This window comes from Rothia sp. 88186D007BW, from assembly GCF_053544215.1.
Window position 1 is genome coordinate 55,530 of sequence record NZ_JBPPTR010000004.1, and the last position, 17,673, is coordinate 73,202.

General features: G+C 50.9%; 19 protein-coding genes. 14 read left to right on the forward strand and 5 right to left on the reverse strand.

The window, feature by feature from the left end; all coding sequences use genetic code 11:
- Positions 1–13 precede the first annotated feature (13 nt).
- The 9 genes from ACEE09_RS03180 to ACEE09_RS03220 all read left to right on the forward strand — a co-directional run bounded on the left by ACEE09_RS03180 (position 14) and on the right by ACEE09_RS03220 (position 6,813).
- Positions 14–151, forward strand: a complete 138-nt coding sequence (locus tag ACEE09_RS03180; protein ID WP_449082005.1) for a hypothetical protein — start codon at positions 14–16, stop codon at positions 149–151.
- Between the two features lie 60 nt (positions 152–211).
- A complete protein-coding gene (gene lxmK / locus ACEE09_RS03185) occupies positions 212–1,324 on the forward strand; it encodes a class V lanthionine synthetase subunit LxmK (RefSeq protein WP_449082007.1) in 1,113 nt (370 codons plus the stop codon).
- Positions 1,321–2,271 (forward strand): T3SS effector HopA1 family protein, encoded by a 951-nt coding sequence (locus tag ACEE09_RS03190; RefSeq protein WP_449082008.1) that lies wholly within the window; start codon positions 1,321–1,323, stop codon positions 2,269–2,271. Before lxmK ends, ACEE09_RS03190 begins: the two co-directional genes overlap by 4 nt.
- Positions 2,272–2,360: 89 nt before the next feature.
- Positions 2,361–2,516 carry a hypothetical protein gene (locus ACEE09_RS03195; RefSeq protein ID WP_449082010.1) on the forward strand — a complete coding sequence of 52 codons (156 nt, stop codon included), beginning with the start codon at positions 2,361–2,363 and terminating at the stop codon, positions 2,514–2,516.
- Between the two features lie 218 nt (positions 2,517–2,734).
- On the forward strand, positions 2,735–2,890 hold the full coding sequence (locus tag ACEE09_RS03200) for a hypothetical protein (protein WP_449082012.1): 156 nt from the start codon (positions 2,735–2,737) through the stop codon (positions 2,888–2,890).
- A 204-nt stretch (positions 2,891–3,094) separates the two neighbouring features.
- Positions 3,095–3,730, forward strand: a complete 636-nt coding sequence (locus ACEE09_RS03205) for a flavoprotein (RefSeq protein ID WP_449082013.1) — start codon at positions 3,095–3,097, stop codon at positions 3,728–3,730.
- On the forward strand, positions 3,727–4,593 hold the full coding sequence (locus tag ACEE09_RS03210) for a hypothetical protein (protein ID WP_449082015.1): 867 nt from the start codon (positions 3,727–3,729) through the stop codon (positions 4,591–4,593). The genes ACEE09_RS03205 and ACEE09_RS03210 overlap by 4 nt, the downstream gene beginning before the upstream one ends.
- A gap of 23 nt (positions 4,594–4,616) precedes the next feature.
- Positions 4,617–5,876 (forward strand): M16 family metallopeptidase, encoded by a 1,260-nt coding sequence (locus ACEE09_RS03215; RefSeq protein ID WP_449082016.1) that lies wholly within the window; start codon positions 4,617–4,619, stop codon positions 5,874–5,876.
- Between the two features lie 13 nt (positions 5,877–5,889).
- Entirely contained in the window at positions 5,890–6,813 is a 924-nt protein-coding gene (locus tag ACEE09_RS03220) for a hypothetical protein (RefSeq protein WP_449082018.1), read from the forward strand.
- A gap of 13 nt (positions 6,814–6,826) precedes the next feature.
- Here the strand turns inward: ACEE09_RS03220 and ACEE09_RS03225 are convergent, their stop codons facing one another.
- The 5 genes from ACEE09_RS03225 to ACEE09_RS03245 all read right to left on the reverse strand — a co-directional run bounded on the left by ACEE09_RS03225 (position 6,827) and on the right by ACEE09_RS03245 (position 12,214).
- Positions 6,827–7,489 carry a response regulator gene (locus ACEE09_RS03225; RefSeq protein ID WP_449082020.1) on the reverse strand — a complete coding sequence of 221 codons (663 nt, stop codon included), beginning with the start codon at positions 7,487–7,489 and terminating at the stop codon, positions 6,827–6,829.
- 41 nt (positions 7,490–7,530) lie between these two features.
- Positions 7,531–8,766, reverse strand: coding sequence for a sensor histidine kinase (locus ACEE09_RS03230; RefSeq protein WP_449082022.1), 1,236 nt, complete (start codon positions 8,764–8,766; stop codon positions 7,531–7,533).
- Between the two features lie 413 nt (positions 8,767–9,179).
- Positions 9,180–9,368, reverse strand: coding sequence for an IS3 family transposase (locus ACEE09_RS03235; protein WP_449082184.1), 189 nt, complete (start codon positions 9,366–9,368; stop codon positions 9,180–9,182).
- Positions 9,369–9,663: 295 nt separating this feature from the next.
- Positions 9,664–11,004, reverse strand: a complete 1,341-nt coding sequence (locus ACEE09_RS03240; RefSeq protein WP_449082024.1) for a hypothetical protein — start codon at positions 11,002–11,004, stop codon at positions 9,664–9,666.
- 100 nt (positions 11,005–11,104) lie between these two features.
- Positions 11,105–12,214 (reverse strand): mannose-1-phosphate guanylyltransferase, encoded by a 1,110-nt coding sequence (locus ACEE09_RS03245; RefSeq protein WP_449082026.1) that lies wholly within the window; start codon positions 12,212–12,214, stop codon positions 11,105–11,107.
- A 314-nt stretch (positions 12,215–12,528) separates the two neighbouring features.
- Between ACEE09_RS03245 and sdhC the strand changes: the two genes are divergently transcribed.
- The 5 genes from sdhC to ACEE09_RS03270 all read left to right on the forward strand — a co-directional run bounded on the left by sdhC (position 12,529) and on the right by ACEE09_RS03270 (position 17,435).
- Entirely contained in the window at positions 12,529–12,909 is a 381-nt protein-coding gene (gene sdhC / locus ACEE09_RS03250) for a succinate dehydrogenase, cytochrome b556 subunit (protein WP_449082028.1), read from the forward strand.
- Between the two features lie 3 nt (positions 12,910–12,912).
- Positions 12,913–13,398, forward strand: a complete 486-nt coding sequence (locus ACEE09_RS03255) for a succinate dehydrogenase hydrophobic membrane anchor subunit (RefSeq protein WP_449082030.1) — start codon at positions 12,913–12,915, stop codon at positions 13,396–13,398.
- 40 nt (positions 13,399–13,438) lie between these two features.
- Entirely contained in the window at positions 13,439–15,202 is a 1,764-nt protein-coding gene (gene sdhA / locus ACEE09_RS03260; protein WP_449082032.1) for a succinate dehydrogenase flavoprotein subunit, read from the forward strand.
- Between the two features lies 1 nt (position 15,203).
- Positions 15,204–15,989: a succinate dehydrogenase iron-sulfur subunit gene (locus tag ACEE09_RS03265; protein ID WP_449082034.1), complete on the forward strand. Its 786-nt coding sequence runs from the start codon at positions 15,204–15,206 to the stop codon at positions 15,987–15,989.
- A 222-nt stretch (positions 15,990–16,211) separates the two neighbouring features.
- On the forward strand, positions 16,212–17,435 hold the full coding sequence (locus tag ACEE09_RS03270) for an amidohydrolase (RefSeq protein WP_449082036.1): 1,224 nt from the start codon (positions 16,212–16,214) through the stop codon (positions 17,433–17,435).
- Positions 17,436–17,673: the final 238 nt, after the last annotated feature.

The window sequence follows — 17,673 nt, forward strand, 5'->3', positions numbered from 1 at the left end:
AAGGAAAAATAACATGACTACTCACAAGACCGAAACCACCTATATTGCTGCTTCCAAAGGCACCTCACCGGTTGGCCGCTGGGCTCGTAGCGTGGTGCTGGCCTTGATCGGCGGCGGTGTGGGCTACGCGGTAGTAACCCTCTTCTTCTAAATCGGTAGAAGTTTAATGGTGGGCGGGGTAACCAACTTACCTAATGGAAAGAGAACAGCGATGAGCATACACCATGGATCAGATCAGAAAACTACTGAACTTGATTCAGATGTTAGACAGCATGTGCAGAAGCTGCTGCCTGAAGATTATTACGGCAGGGTTCAAGCAGTTTCTAGCCCTAGCTTTCGGGGCCGTAATAAGTCATGGGTATTGACTTTTGATGGTGGCGACAAGGTTTTTCTCAAACAGGTAAATAAGACTATCGCTGGACCTTATGCATTCGATCGTTCGGTTAATTTCGCGAAGTTTTCTGATAGTAATCCAACGAATGTGCCGAACTCACCAAAGTTATTAGCTTCTCACCGCCCATCTGGCTTACTTGCTTTTGAGTACTGCAATGGCGAGAGCCTAGCAAAGCTTCTTGTTGACGAGACTATTCCTGATAGTTTTTCACGGCAAGTAGGTAGCTCTTTGGCCAAGCTCCATGCGGGACCAACGGATAACTTGCAAGAGGTAGCTCATCCATCCCCACCTGTACAGATGCTAAAGCAAGGAATCTCATATCAACGGCTGACTGCTTTTTCTTTAGCTGAAATTTCTCTGTGGAGTAAACTCCAGCAGGATCAAGAGTTAGTAGATTGCGCAGTGGCACTAAAAGCTGCTGAAGAAAATCATAGCGTTTCACCTGTGCATGGTGACCTGCGACTGGACCAATACCAGATGCATCAAAACCAACTCAATCTGCTGGACTGGGAAGAATTTGGTGTAGGGGATCCTGCTCGGGACCTTGGAACCTTTGCAGGCGAATGGATATACCGTGGTGTGCTTGACACCGTAACTACTCGCGGTGGAGCAGAGGAGCCTCCGCAACAGTTCAGCGAGGAATCCGCGAATCAGCGGATTGCAGAACGGATAGGGCATCTAGTTCCTAACATACAAGTGATGTGGGAAGCATACTGCCAAGAACGTCACGATGATGACTATCATGCATTAGCCTCACGGTCCGTTGCCTTTTTAGGATGGCATCTAATTGATCGAACAATCGCTAGAGCTTCTTCGGTTGCTAAGTTGCCGGGAATCGAAAGAGCGGCTGCAGGCATTGGTCGTCGAATTCTTCTAGAACCCCAGAAGTACACACAAATCTTAGGATTTGAAAGGAGTGACAAGAAGTGACCTTAGTCACTGAAAGCAGGTTTCCTGGGTTTACAGAAAGCCTAATAGAGGTGCAGCAACGCGTTGATATTGATTTGTCTCGCCTAAAAGCCAGGGTTGATGGGGAAAGAACCCAAGCCACCAGCTTGCTGGAGCTCAAATCACAACTAGGCGCCTTGATTTATGCTCATTTCCATCTTCAAAATCCGAAGACGAGTGGAGTTAGTCTTCACGACAGTCAAGACTTATCTCAGGCTCTTATTGACTGCATTCCTCACCAAAACCACTATCAACTTGCAGATTTCTTGAGTAGCTCCAGACAAGAGGGGCTTACCAGAATTCAAATTATGGGTCTCAAGGTTAGTTTACCTAGCTATCTTGTAGAAAACACTAATCTTCCAGGAAAAGTAAGAGTTACTCTTCCCAGCTGGCGTAGAAATACGACCCCGGGTTACCTGCTAGCTCTGAGTGAACAGCCTCTCCAGATTATGACTCACGATAGCTTAGTCCGCTTGTATATCGGATGTGACACTGCTGAAAAAGCTCTAGAAACGTGGAAAAATACCTTAGAGATTTTAAGCCTTCTGGGTGCTAACTATCAGGTAAAAGCTTTATCGGCCAGAGCTTCATACCCTCGCTCTGATGGAATTGTAGTTTACATAGCAGATAAGGATCGAGACCATGTCGTAACCGCTTTGAACGAGCTTGAAGTGATCGCAACAGCCAACGATAATCAGGAATACTCTCTCTTTGCTCAGCCGGTAGGCCCCAATATAGCTATTGCAGCGGAGCCGAATGATACACGATCTACCTACCAGGGTCTTAGCTTTGGCCAACATCGATCAAGAGTGCTTGTAGATGCTTTATTAAACGCTGCGTGTACACACCAGACTCTGCAAGAGTGCTGGAATCAAGAGACTCTCAGCGCTGGAATTGACGCAACTTTCCCTGCGTTCAATAGCGTATGAGTAAGCGGGTAAAAACTATAACTTTATAGTCTTGCCCCGCAGCCCCAAGGGCATAACTAACAACACAACAAAAAGAAAGTGAGACTATCATGGCTCAGAATGCAAATCTTATGGAACTGGCAGATGCACATACCGCTTTTGTTACTTCAGCAGAACTGGGAGCAGATGCAGCTTCTGAAGCGCCCGCAACTAGCCCCGTTTGTGTCGGCATCATTGTTGGTGCAACTCTGGGTACTGGCTGCTAGAAAAATATAAGTAACTATTTTGCAATTTTCCTCGCAGCACAAATAACGCTTAGAGGTGCTGGAAAGCGACTTGCAAAATATATTATAGAACTGGTGGGGAAAATTTTCATTTTTCATGTAATTTCCAGCGCCGCAACTAACTATAAACAAAATTTTTTATATTAGGACTTGCTGTTGCAAGTAACCCCTAATTACTTTTTATTTAAGGAGAACCGATTATGGCTCAGAATGCAAACCTTGTGGAACTGGCAGATGCACATACCGTTTTTGCTGCTTCAGCAGAACTGGGAGCAGATGCAGCTTCTGATGCACCCGCAACTACCCCTTTCTGCGCAGGCGTTGTTATCGGGTTGACTTTGACTGCTGGCTGCTAATAAATAGACGGTTGGTCACGATATATGCATAATTGTTTTGGTAAAAAGTGCGACCATTCGTTTATGAGTGCTTAGAAATTCTTTTATCTTGTGTATTTCGTGATGAAGTAATAAACGGTCGGTGCTGGAATTTTAACCTCACATCAAAATTCCAGCACCGCAACTATCTATAAACAAATTCATTCTATCAGTTAGAGGAATCTTATGGCACCGAAAAATCCTATAGATGAGCCACTGCAAGAAGACTTCTCCCTGCCTGGCTTCGGATACTCGAAGGTGGCGCTAGTACTAACAGGATCGGCTGTAACTCAGGTTATGCCCTACTGGATTGAATGGGCGAGAAAAACCATGCCACAGGTGGATTTTCGCATAATCATGCGTGAATCTGCATACCGGTTTGTGACAAGACATGGCATAGAATCAAGCTCACGTTCCCGAATCCAAAATGATATCTGGGCAGATAATATTATTGCTGAGCACATCGATATAGCTGAGTGGGCAGACCTCATATTAATCTATCCGGCTACCTTAGACTATGCTTCACGCTTAGCGCATGGAATTACAGACTCTCCTTCTCTTCTGGCTGCAATTGCTACAGAAGCGCAGGTCTGTATAGCCCCTTCCTTCCCCCCTCGGTCAATAAAACATCCTGCGATTCAAGAAGTGCTGAGGAAACTTCGTCAGCCTTCTGATTACCTGGTCATCGATCCTGTTCCGGGACCTAGCGAGTCAAGCGATACTGCTTTGGCCTGGGTTCCGCCAACTTTTGTTTCTGTACTTCGGATGATTGAAGGGCATCGGGTAGCTCGCTTAGGCTCAGCCTACGAAAGGGCAGCATGATCCTTACTGAGACTACACCCAGTCAGCCCGAGCGGACCCTACTATCATCTACCGGTCTTTTAAAGATTGAAAAGTGGTCTGCTGGCGAACAGCGAGGGCTGGTGCACACTTTAGGTAATTCAGCATCTCTGCCTTTTAACACCCTGCATTTCATGCCTCAAGAAGAACGACCTTCAGCTTTGGTGTGGGGGCAGGGAAGTTCCAAAGAACGTTTTTACCCTCTAACTGGGTATACACCAATCTATACCTGCGTGATGGATTCAGAAGGGCAGTACCACTTGAACTATTACCAGATGGTAGGAAAGGCTTGGGGATCCGCGCTGCGGGAAGTGCACCAGCTACCGGTCTCAGGAAATACACCATCTGCTTCCTACCTGCCTCGAACTGCGGTACGCTCCCACCACTGGCTGAATGAAGAGGGGTGGGAGTACCTCAACAAAGTTCTGGTCACTGAGCACTTTGAAAAGCTAAGGCAGTGGGAGAGGAGCGTTACCTGTGGTGCAAACTTGGTGGTATCGCACGGGAACGCAGGTTTTATTAGCTGGCTTGTCTCAGATAGGCAGGTTACTGGAGCCTTGTTAAGCGGCGAAGATGTTGGTTACGCCCTACCAGAATATGACATTGGCTGGGTCCTAGGAGAGTTTGCTGAATTATATGCTTTCTACCCTAGGTTGCGACCGAAACTGGTCAATCTCCAGAAAGGATTTCTCACAGGGTACGGGGACTTCCTGGAAAATAACTTAAATTCGGGCATCGCCTTCCGTCTTATTCATCATGCCTATGACTGGCACCATTATGCGGGAGCAAATCTTCAAGCCACTCAGCTTCTCATCGAATTAGCTACTGACTATCTTAATCGATAGATATGAAAGGGAGGTAACTTCTTATGAGTTTTAACCGTACACTCCTGAAAAATCACGGCCATGAAGAGCTTATAGTCGAGGGTTTACGTGCTATCGCTGTTCATGATCAAAGGGCAACTAATTTTTCTATCAGTTTGGCAGTACCTGCTGGTATGCGTGACGAGGAACCTGGGCAAGAAGGGTTCTTTCACCTTATCGAACACATGATTTACCAGGATTCTCATGCCTCTACAGCTGACCAGCGAGGCACTGCTATTTCAAGTGAAGGAGGAATTCTCGGCGGTAATACGCATATGGACTACACCGAGTTCTATGAGACAGGCAACCCAATTTATTTGAAAATTTCGCTACATAGAATCCTAGAACAGGTATTCTTTCCTGCCTTTAAAGTCCATCAGCTTGACGACCAAGTTCAAGCAGTTGCCACCGAACGCTTCCACAGACTGGCTAAAGCACCTGGTGGAGTTCTTCCTTGGCCACACCTTACCGGTCAGTTTTGGTCTGATTATGCTAACGGGCATGATGGTAGCGGTGATTTGGGGCTTCGTGAACGAGCCACCACCACTGCCCTCACCGACATCCATCAGCGTTACTATCAGCTGGGCGAGTCCGTTGTAGTAATTATTAGCCCGCTCCCTGCTGAACAAGTGTTCGGTTATGTTGAAAGAGCCTTGGCCAAACTAGGTTTAGTTCACCATGCACATAGTGCTGCCACTGCAAAAATAAGTCAGAGGAAAGGTGCTGGCCAGCCTATCCAGCGAAGCGTCACTAGCTATTTGAACCAGCCCGTAGAATGGGGTTCACGAAGGATTTCCGTGACCCGTAATGTCGATACAGATATAATCAGCCCTCATTTACTAGGTAGCTTGCTGGTGGCAGAAACCTTGTCTGGTGTGCGGGCATTAGATGCAAGTGCGGGTATCTTTGGCGTTGCTGATACACCATATGATGATCTTTTTGTTCTTGTTGATGACACCAATGCCCCTCTGGAACCTGCCGACCGTTTTAACTCGGTTAAAACAGCTTCGGATAGTGCTGTGAAACTTGCTGCTCAGAGAGCAATTCTTCGGCTGGAAAGCAATATTTATAACGATCAGAAAATCTCTCGTGTAATGGCTCGTGATGCTGTTATTCGATATGACCCTCACTATATCTATAGATTAACAAGGCGCCTCCGTAATATCGAAAATCAGACGGATACTCTACGGGAACTAGCCAATAAAGCTGCCGACTCTTTTGAAAACCAGGTTTTTGCTTCCCTAATTATCGGCACTAATACCTAAGAGGAATACCATTATGTTTACTCCGAAGAACTACACCCTCATTACTGTCAGCGATCACAGGTCAGAGCATACTTTTATGACAGTTGGCTGGCCTGCTGCCGCTCGTGAGAATTATCTAGAAGCTATGGTGATAGCTGCTGTGGAGCAGACCAACTTGGTCGTAGGTAGCCAACCCCTACTAATCATACGGGATAGTAATCAGCAGGTAGGATTAGCATCATTTGTGATGAACCCAACGAATGTGCAAACTTGGATACAGCACTTTACTCAAATTTTTGATGAGAATCCTGATATTTCTAGTGGCCAAGCAACAGTTGTCATTGTTGCTCCTGAAGCTGTGGCAAAGAGCTTCCCCGCCTTTTGCGTTCCCCCTACAACTGAGGCAGAGGAAGTAACTGCAAACCTTCAGCGATACCAGAAAGGCTCAACAGAACATATCATCATCGCAGGCCCGGAGCCAGCCGCCAAAGTGGGAAGCCTTGAAACCTTTGTTGCCATGTGTTTGCTCATGAATCCTATGAACCCGTTTGTGGCGTCGTGTCTACCCGCTAGGATTAGCCTTCAGCCGATGCGCGCATTGGTTGAAGGGAAACCACGTATCATCTGGAGCTGTAGTGGAGAAAATAGCGAAAGCGGAGAGATATTAGAAGTTCTAGAGAACACAGCAAAGGCAGTTATTAGTATTCCTGAAAATTATAGTAGGACGGAATTTGAGCAGGTTAAACAGTTTTCTTTCAGTAATCTCAGCCGCCCGCGTCTGGCACCCGATAATTTAGCAAGGTTTTTAACGCAGTACAGCGTGATGGGTTGGGGTATTGACGCTTTACTAGATACACATCGTATCAACAGCCTTAGCCTAGAGAATCTTGCCCCAGCTTTCGCTGAATTGGTCTATCCGATTGGAGCTGTTCTAGGGCTTGACCTTGTTAAAAAATAGTAAATTTATGGATTTACCAGGTTTTTAGGTTGATGAGGTTGTGTTCAATAGCTTTAACCAGAATCTGAACTCTGTCGCGTACCTGCATCTTTTCCATAATTTTCACAAAACGCGCTTTAATCGTTGATTCAGTAACAAAAAGTTCTGCAGCCATCTCTTTATTGTTCAACCCGCGGGCGAGAAGCTCAATAACCTCTATTTCTTTAGCGGTAAGAAGAGACATGAGTTCTTCATCGGGGGAAATCTCAGTAGGTATCGATTGTTCAAGCCCCTGCACCACATAACGGGTTACCTCAGGGGACAACACGGATCCACCGGCGTAAACGGTATGAATTGCGCTGGTGACCTCCTCAGGGAGAGAATCCTTCACCAGGTAACCTGACGCACCGGCTCGTAAGAGATCAACAACATAGCGATCAGTGGCAAAGGTGCTCAGCCCCAATATTCTTATATCAGGAAAAGAATGGTGAATATACTGGGTTGCCTCAACACCGTCCATCAGAGGCATCTGCATGTCCATCAAAATCACATCTGGTTGTAAAGCTCTTGCTTGTGAAATCGCCAACTTGCCATTTGAGGCTTCCCCTACCACTTCCAGGCTTTCATCAGAGGAAAGATAATCCCTCAAAATATTACGAATGAGGGATTCATCATCTACAAGGAGGACTTTAACCATGAATAGTTCCTTCGCTACGTGTAAACAAGCTAAAGTGGCAACTAAACCCTGGACATAGTTTTAGGCAGGGGGAGACTGACCTGGATTCTCCACACGCCGCCATCATCTTGATAAGACAATGTTCCGCCTAAGTCGTGAAATCTAGCCTTCATTGATTCTAACCCAGTCAAAGATGAAGAAACAGGTTCGTTGCGAGAGATAACGTTCTCTGAGGATAGCATGACGTTATGTTGCCCCACCGTAAGGTCAATTTTTACAGATCCATCAGGGGAACCGTGCTTGAGAATGTTGGTTCCTATCTCGCGAGCTGTACGTCGTAGCGCTTGACGTGATGCCAAAGGAATAAGGCTTACATCCCCATTAACAATCAAGGTAACAGTAAAACCTGCACCTTCTAGAGCATCAGATATTTTATGTAAATCGTGGGTGAGAGCCATTGCTGAAGTGGTTTCCCCTGAAAGTCGGGTGCTGCCCAGCAATAGATTCTCTTCCGCCTGGGGAGCACCGGGTAGTTCGCCCTCAGGCGAGTCATTTTTCTCAGCTTTAAGGACAGTCACCAGCTTGCGAAGATCCTCGAGCGCTTGACTTGCAGAATCCCCGATTCCAGTCAGAATAGCGGCTGTACTTTCTGAATTCTTTGCGAACTGTGCGCGTCGTGCCTGCATAGCGATAATGGTGACTTCATGCGCAACAATATCGTGTAACTCGTAGGCAAGACGAGTGCGTTCCTCATTCCGTGCCTGGAGTTGGGCTTCCCGAATAGCAATAATCTTTTGCTGGTCTTTTTCTCGCTGAAGCCGGAATTTTCTGAGTACTAATCCTGCGGCGTATGAAAACAGTGCTAATGATGATGTGAAGAGCTGAGCGATTGAAACATCGGACCCCCAGCTCGGGTATGCAACAAAAGCACATAGAACAATGCCGAACGTTATGACATGACGTTTTGGCGCCAGATAAGCGCAGTACACAGATACTAGAATTGCGGCTGATGAGAATCCAGCCCAGGTAAAACCGGAATCGCTATAGAGTACCGTAATGTTCGCAAGAGAAAAATACCAGCCATAAATGCCGGGCATGAGCCCAAACCCCATCATAAAAACGGGTAGATAGGCAATCGCAATAGCCCATACACGATTCTGAGTATCTGTGTTTTCATAGACCCCCAAAGATAAATCGACCGTAACAAAGATAAATACCAGGCAAATAAACAGTGCCCTCATGGGCGGACCAAGAGGAAACCACTTCTTGTTGGAGATACTACGGGGGCTTGTCGTCATGGGTTTATGCTATCAAACCCTTTCGCCATACTGCTTCGGAATATATGAATGTTAGTCACATATTCCTATTCTGCAAAGCCAGCCAAAGAAGGCAGGGGGTGCGATAGCTACTGAAGCTGAGGAAATCTGAACATCGATATTCCGTGGAAATGAAGTAGCCTGCGCAGGTGAAAACCCGAGGATGAGAGCAACGGCGACAGAGGTAAAAGCCAGCGCCTTGCGGATGTTCTTCATGGTTCGGAGTCCTTAACGTCGTGAGGTGAACTGTTGTCCTGCTATCTATTGTGGAGTATTAGGCTCCCTGAGGTGCATATACAAAAGTTCAGAAGAGGACTACCTATTGTTGTACTTAAGTTCAAGGTCTAAAGATTTTGTCTTCTGGACGAGCCCCGAAAGTTGGACTGAGCTAAATTCTAGGCGGCTAAGATATTCAAAACATGGCTCCGGTGCTCCAACGGAGCCAGACCCTTGAAGCGCTTCTTGCCCCTGCCATTGTTGTACCAACATATATATTTATCAACTACCTGACACCAATCCTCAACATTGGCGGAACTTTCTCCGTAATATATCTCAGATTTAAGGTGGCTGAAGAAATTCCCCATCACCGCATTATCGTAACCGTTACCCTTACACGGTATGGAATGAGCACCCCCTGACCGATTCAATTAGTTTCTTCTAACTGGAATGCTGATACTGGGAACCCCTGATTCGATGAGTTGTTCTCTTTGATGTTGGGTGAGAGAACTTCGTGTGCATATGAGAAATGCTCCCCGTTTGTTGGAGTTTGTTCTGTTGGTCCAACAAATGGGGAGCAGTTCACATGGGTGAAGAAGCAGGGTCTTTTGTAGGGGGCCCTTGCTATAGGGCTTGTTCTACCAGAGACTTTTCTACCAGGGCTTAGGCGTCGTGGCCGAAGTCGGTTTCGTGGTCAGTGACGAGGTGGGCGTTGCGGGAGATACCGTTAATCTCGTTGGGTACCTGGGGCAGGTCAGCGCTTGCGAAAACTTCAGCGGTGCCCTCAGACATCTTTGCCAGGGAGATAACGTGCAGCTTCTTAGTAGCGGGGTCGGTCACGTAAGCAGTTTCACCGTCAACCCAGATAGCGGGGCGGGGCTCCTGCCAGTCCTCAGGCTCGCTCCAGGGGGCTACAACGTCAACGGAACCCAGCTCGGTGCCGTCCTCAGCCCAGAAACGCAGCTTACCGTCAGTGGTCAAAACCAGGTGGGAGCCTTCAGGGCCACGGGCCAGGGAGCGGAAGGTGTAGGAGACACCCTCAGGTAGGGCAACCTTGGTGCGTTCCTTGGTGATGGTGTTAATCAGGGCGAACTGGCCGGGGCGTTCGAGTTCGGCGTCCTTATCGGTCTTGTAGTCAGCAAGTACGATAGCTGAGTCTGCTGAACCGAACTGGTTACCTGAACGTGAGTAGGGGTCTTCGGGGTTGGAGACCTTAGTGAAAGCGCCATCCTTGTAGATGAGAGCGCCGTCCTGGCAGCCAAGGGTGAAAGTGTCATCTGCGGCGATAGCTTCACCGTGAATACCGGGGCATTCCAGGTTCTCGGTGACTACAGACCCGTCAGCGTTAATGACGGCAGCGCCCGTGCCGGCTTCTTCGGTGCCAACTGAAACCAGGTACTGGTTGTTATCCAGGGGGATGGCAAGGCCGTGGTGGGCCTGGGGTAGCTTGATGGTTTCGGTGGTCAGGCTGGTGGCGGTGTAGTTATCTTCGCCGGTGAGTTCTGCCGGGTTGTAGATTTCGATAGTGCCGGTGTGATCTGCAAACATGGCGCTGCGACCGTGGTCGGTGATGACGTGGCCGGTGCCGTCAGCTGCGAAGCTGAGGTTAGTCAGGGTGGGGGTGGTGGTGTATGAGTGGCCGTGGTCGCCGTGCTTCTGTGACCAGGCGCCCATATCGAGCATGGTGAAGGAGGAGCCGTCAGCTACGACCAGGTGGCGGTTGTCGCCAGCGGACTGTAGGCGCAAGAAGCCGTCTTTTTCGATGGTTTCGATGACCTCGAAGGTCTTGCCGTCCACGATCATGATACCGCCATCGTAGGTCAGGGCGATGCGGGTTGAGGGAGTGGAGGCTTCGGTGATGACGGGGCGTTCTGCGGTTGCAGTGGCGCTGGGCTTGTCTGAGTTTGCGGTGTCAGCTGAGGTGTTCGCTGCCCCGCAGCCTGCAAGGGCAAGAGCTAGGGTAGCGCTGACAACGGTAAAGAGAGTATGAGAGGTTTTGTGCATGCACACCAGTCTAAACTAAATGAGAATCATTTACACAATATTGCTCTCAAAAAAGGCCCACACCTTTTACCGGTGCGGGCCCTCTCTTATCTCTAATGCACTAGAGCAGGTTGCCCTGGCCCAGCTCTTTGAGAGTATTGACAGTGTTCTTCACGCTCTGGGCGTCATTGCGCACGGTAACAAGCAGGGCATCTGCGGTATCAACCACAACTACATCGTCGATGCCAATGACCGAAATCTTGCGGCCGGTCTTGTTAACCACGATGCCGGTGGAGCTTTCACTCATGACGCTGGACTTATCTCCCAGCACGAAAAGCTCTTCACCGCTCTTTTCGATGTTCAGGCGGGCCACAGCATCAAAATCGCCCACATCGTCCCAGCTAAAACGCCCAGGGACCATAGCTACATCTCCGGCTGCTGCGGCGGGTTCCGCTACTGCATAGTCGATGGCGGTCTTGGGTAGGGTCTCCCAGAGACGGTTCATGCAGTCTTCGCGTGCGGGGGTATCCCAGGCGCGAGCAATTTCCATAATTCCGGCGTAAAGTTCCGGTTCGTTGGCTTCAAGGTGCTGCAACATGAGGGAAGCTGGGGCTACGAACATGCCAGCATTCCAGGTGTAGTCGCCACTGGCTAGATACTCTGAGGCGGTGGCCTGATCGGGTTTTTCAACGAACTGCTCAACAGCCAGGACGCTGGGAGCATCCTCTAGCCCCAGGTTCTGGGTTGCCTTGATGTAGCCAAAGGCGGTGGAAGGCTCAGTGGGCTCGATACCGATAGTGACAATCTTGCCGGAGGCAGCAGCATGGACAGCCTCACGTACTACAGCCTGGAATTCTTCAACAGGGCTGATGACGTGGTCAGCTGCGAAAGAGCCGATGATAGCCTCAGGGTCGCGCTCATGCAGGATGGCGCAGGCTAGGCCGATGGCGGCAGCGGAATCGCGGGGTGAGGGCTCGAGTACCAGGTCGGATCCGCGTAGCTCTGAAAGCTGTTGGGTGACGGCGTTGGCGTGGGCCTGGCCGGTGACGACAAGGACGCCGTTGGCTGCAAGGTCAACCAAGCGATCGTAGGTGGCGCGGAGCAGGGATGAACCTGTCCCGGTCAGGTCAAGCAGAAATTTAGGTTCTACGGCGCGAGAGAGGGGCCATAGGCGGGACCCTACGCCGCCGGCCGGAATGAGGGGGTAGAACCGTTCAAGTGGTGTTCTCATTGTTTTTACAGTGTACCGAGATTTGACGGCATAAGGATGAAATCTTTTCCCCTGCATATACGATAAGAGTCACTTTTGCTCTAAATCTTTATGGCAATTACCCTACGAAGCTCCCGAAAGGTAGTTTAAAGCCATAAAAATCTTCTCTAATATGGCGCAAAAAACTGGCCTGATGAGTGGTGACACGCTGTAAGTAAGTGACCTGAAAACCTGATAATCTAATGTTGAGTAGAACACACAATACGTATGTTGCGTAGGTGCGCTAACGGGTTGAACCTGTCGGTGTGTCACTTCGTAACACAGGAGGTTATCCAGTGCCGAATACATCCAAGGGCACGCTATACCGCGGCCGTGAAGGCATGTGGTCGTGGGTTGCCCACCGCATCACCGGTATCGCCATTTTCTTCTTCTTGCTAGTGCACGTGCTTGATACTGCCGTCGTCCGCGTCTCTCCTGAGGCCTACAACGCTGTCATGCACATCTACAAGAACCCCCTTATGGGTATGGGCGAAGCAGCCCTTGTGGCAGCTATCGTCTATCACGCCTTTAACGGCATCCGCATTATCCTGGTGGACTTCTGGAAGAACGGTGCCCGGAAGCAAAAAGCTATGCTCTGGGGTGTTCTAGTGCTCTGGGCTCTGGTCATGGTTCCCTTCCTCATCCGTCACATCATGCTCGTCTTTGGGGGTCACTAAGACATGGCAACTCCTCTGAAAACCAAGATTTCGGTTCCCCGCAGCCGCGACAACACCGTCTCAGGTGTCAAATACAATCGGGCCTCTTCTAAGCGCAACAACTTTGAGATGTTCGCCTGGCTCTACATGCGAGTATCTGGCGTTCTGCTGGTCATTCTGATTTTTGGCCACCTCTTCGTCAACCTCATGATGGGTGAAGGCGTACACCGTATCGACTTCGGTTTCGTCGGCGGTAAGCTAGCAAACCCCTTCTGGCAGGTCTGGGACCTGCTGCTCCTGTGGCTGGCTATGCTGCACGGGGCTAACGGCATCCGCGTGATCATCGATGATTATGCCGAAAAGGACTGGGTACGCTTCGTACTGAAGATAGCCCTCTTTTTAGCCACAGCTTTCGTTATTCTGCTGGGCACCCTGGTCATCTTCACCTTTGACCCCTGCCCCGCCGGTGCTGCCGCAGAACTTCTGCCCTCCATCTGCACCGCCCCCTAAGCTATTGGCGCTCTAGATTTTAGAAAGAAGCAACCAGACAATGCAGGTACATAAGTACGACGTCGTCATTATCGGCGCAGGCGGCGCAGGGATGCGAGCCGCTATCGAAGCTGGCCAGCGCGTCCGCACCGCTGTGCTCACCAAGCTCTACCCCACCCGCTCCCACACCGGTGCAGCCCAAGGCGGTATGTGCGCAGCCCTGGCCAACGTCGAAGAGGACAACTGGGAATGGCACACCTTTGACACCATCAAGGGCGGCGACTACCTAGTAGACCAGGACTCCGCAGAGGTCATGGCTAAGGAAGCCATCGACGCCGTGCTTGACCTAGAAAAGATGGGCCTTCCCTTCAACCGCACCCCCGAAGGCCGCATCGACCAGCGTCGCTTCGGTGGCCACACCCGCGACCACGGTAAAGCCCCAGTACGCCGCGCCTGCTACGCAGCAGACCGCACCGGCCACATGATTCTCCAAACCCTCTACCAGAACTGCGTGAAGCACAACGTAGAGTTTTACAACGAGTACTACGTGCTTGATCTTGTGATGGTAGAAGATGAGGACGGCGTCCGCCGCCCGGCAGGTGTCGTATCCTACGACCTAGCTACCGGCGATGTGCACGTCTTCCAAGCCAAGAGCGTTATCTTCGCGTCCGGTGGTTGCGGCAAAATCTTCAAGACCACCTCCAACGCTCACACCCTCACCGGTGACGGTATGGCCATCGCCCTGCGTAACGGCATCCCGCTAGAAGATATGGAATTTGTGCAGTTCCACCCCACCGGCCTTGCTGGTCTGGGCATTCTGGTTTCTGAGGCTGCCCGCGGTGAAGGCGGTATTCTGCGTAACTCTGACGGTGAGCGCTTCATGGAACGCTACGCCCCCACCATTAAAGACCTGGCTCCCCGCGATATCGTGGCCCGTTCTATGGCTAACGAGGTTCGTGAAGGGCGAGGCTGCGGCCCCAACAAGGACTACGTCCTACTGGACCTCACCCACCTTGAACCCGCCCACATCGACGAGAAACTGCCTGATATTACCGAGTTTGCTCGCACCTACCTGGGTGTAGAACCCTACACCGAGCCGGTACCGGTCTTCCCCACAGCCCACTACGCTATGGGCGGTATTCCCACCAACATCAAGGCAGAGGTACACGCCAACTCTGAGGACACCATCCCCGGCCTCTACGCTGCCGGTGAGGTAGCCTGCGTCTCAGTACACGGTTCCAACCGCCTGGGCACCAACTCCCTGCTCGACATTAACGTCTTCGGTAAGCGTGCTGGCATGTACGCGGCAGAATACGCAGCCTCCACCGATTTCCTGCCCATCCCTGAGGACGCCGCAGATGCCACCTTGGAACTGCTCAACCAGATCCGTAACGGTGAAGGCACCGAAAAGGTGGGCCAGCTCCGCAAGGAACTGCAGGAGGTCATGGACACAGACATGCAGGTCTTCCGCACCGAAGAAACCATCCACAAGGCCGTCGATAAGATTGTTGAACTGGAAGAACGCTACAAGAACATCCAGATTCAGGACAAGGGCAAACGCTTTAACCTTGACCTGTTAGAAGCAGTTGAGCTGGGCTTCTTGCTGGAACTAGCTAAGGTCATGTCTATTGCGGCCCTGCACCGCAAGGAATCCCGCGGCGGTCACTTCCGTGAGGACTACCCTGAACGCGATGACGCCAACTTCATGAAGCACTCAATGGTCTACCTCGATGAGAACGCCGAGATGGAAGGCATCAAGGGCCTACGCTTTGACACTAAGCCCGTGACCTTCACCCGCTACGAACCGATGGAGCGTAAGTACTAAAATGGCTGAATTTGAAGCACGTGAACCCGAATCCAAGGTTGAGCTAGAGTCTGAGTCAGGCGAAGCGGGCGCTATCCCCACTTTCGACGTGACGGTACAAGTTCGCCGCTACAACCCTGAAGAGTCAGCAGAGGCCCACTGGGACGAATTCAAGCTGACCATGTACGACACCGACCGTGTACTCGATGCCCTGCACAAGATTAAGTGGGAGATTGACGGTTCCCTGTCCTTCCGCCGATCCTGCGCCCACGGTATCTGTGGCTCTGATGCCATGCGCATCAACGGTCGTAACCGTTTGGCCTGTAAGGTCCTGCTCAAAGACCTTGACCTGTCTAAGCCCATCATCGTTGAACCTATCAAGGGCCTGCCCTGCGAAAAGGATCTCATCGTAGATATGGAACCCTTCTTCCAGTCCTACCGCGAGATTATGCCCTTCTTAATCAACGGCACCCATGAGCCAGAGCGTGAGCGCCACCAGTCCCAAGAGGACCGCGCCCGCTTCGATGACACCACCAAGTGCATTCTCTGCGCGGCCTGCACCTCGTCCTGCCCCATCTTCTGGACTGACGGCCAGTACTTCGGCCCGGCAGCTATCGTCAACGCCCACCGCTTCATCTTCGACTCTCGTGATGACGCCGGTGACATGCGCCTTGAGATTCTTAACGATAAGGAAGGCGTCTGGCGTTGCCGCACCACCTTCAACTGCACCGAGGCATGCCCGCGAGGCATTGAGGTAACTAAGGCCATTGCCGAGGTTAAGCAAGCTATCTTGGCTCGCTCCCTCTAAACACCGGTAGAAAGTCGCGCTCCATATCCCTGTAGAGCGCGACTTTTTTGTACGAAGGAATGCTGGTGCGGCAGACTCACGCTCGCTGCCGACCCTCTCGCTGGTTCGCTAGCGCTCACAAGCGATTCACGCCAGCCCCGAGCCAGCAGCTTCGCTGTGAGTCTGCTGCCCCCTATAGACAAACAATTCAGGGAGCAGGGGTATTGGGGCTACTCTATATACATGTCCTCCTATTCTTTTGCTGCAAGTTCTTTGGATCTAAGCGCTCCTTTCTTTGCCCAGCGCATTCGCTCTCTCGTGCCTGAACTTATTAAGTTCCGCAGGAGCGTCCATCAGAACCCTGAGCTGTCTTACCTGGAGAATAAGACGACTGAACGTATCTTCCACACGCTCACTGAGGCAGGGCTACACCCTCAGCATTTGAAGGGAACCGGCTGCTATGTGGATGTAGGCTCTGGCCCCATGGCTGCTGCCCTGCGCGCAGATATAGACGCCCTGCCCATTCAAGAAGAAACCGACTTGCCCTACGCTTCGCAGATAGATGGGATCATGCACGCGTGTGGGCACGATATTCACCAGACCGTCATGCTAGGTGTGGCTATTGCTTTGCACCGTTTGCACAGCGAGATTCCGCTAGGTGGTACGGTGCGTATAATCTTCCAGCCAGCTGAGGAGCAACTACCTGGTGGGGCAGTGGATGTGATTGCTCAGGGCGTTCTTAAAGGGGTGCCTCGTGCCTTTGCCTTGCACTGCGAACCTAAGGTGGATGTGGGCAAAATTGGCACCCGCATTGGGGCAATTACTAGTGCATCAGACACCATCAAAATTATTCTTAAGGGCCGGGGCGGGCACACCTCCCGCCCCCATCTGACAGAAGATGTTATCTATGCCCTATCTCAAATTGCTATTAACGTGCCTGCGGTGCTTTCCCGTAAGACGGACGTCCGCTCCGGGGTGCTGGTGGCCTGGGGGCAGATTGAGGCGGGGGTTGCTCCTAACGCTATTCCTTCTACCGCTTTCCTTGCCGGTACCATGCGCTGTTTAGATGTGGACGCTTGGCGGCAGGCTGGTACCATGCTCGATGAGGTGGTCGGTCAAATTGCTGCCCCCTATAACGTAGAGGTTGAGCTGGAGCACTACCGGGGGGTTCCGCCCTCGGTCAATGTCGAAGATGAGGTGGCCATGATTGAGGCTGCTTCGCGTGCGGAACTGGGGGAGGACTCTGTGGTGCTGGTGGAGCAGTCCATGGGTGGAGAGGATTTCGCCTGGATGCTGCAGGAGGTGCCTGGTGCTTTGATCCGCCTGGGTACTCGTGTGCCCGGTGGTGTTACCTACGATTTGCACCGGGGCGATTATGCACCTGATGAGCGTGCTATCGGGTATGGGGTGCAGGTTATGGCGGCGACGGCTCTGCGGGCTATCCGCACGGAGCTATCTCGCAGTTAACCTTCATTTTTTGCTGGCCGGCGTTTTTAGAAAATTTTTTCAGGTATGACGCAGGACGCTGCTGGGCGGGGGTGTCTGCTTGTGCGTGTGATTAGCCTAAACGCTGTTTTCTTCCGTGAAAGAGCAGTGTTTTGTTACGTGATTCACTTCCTGTCTGATGAATAGGGGGTGAATAGGAAGATAAATCACACTAAGATGTGTTGTGTTACGCAAAATATTCTCTGAAAGTAGCACTCGC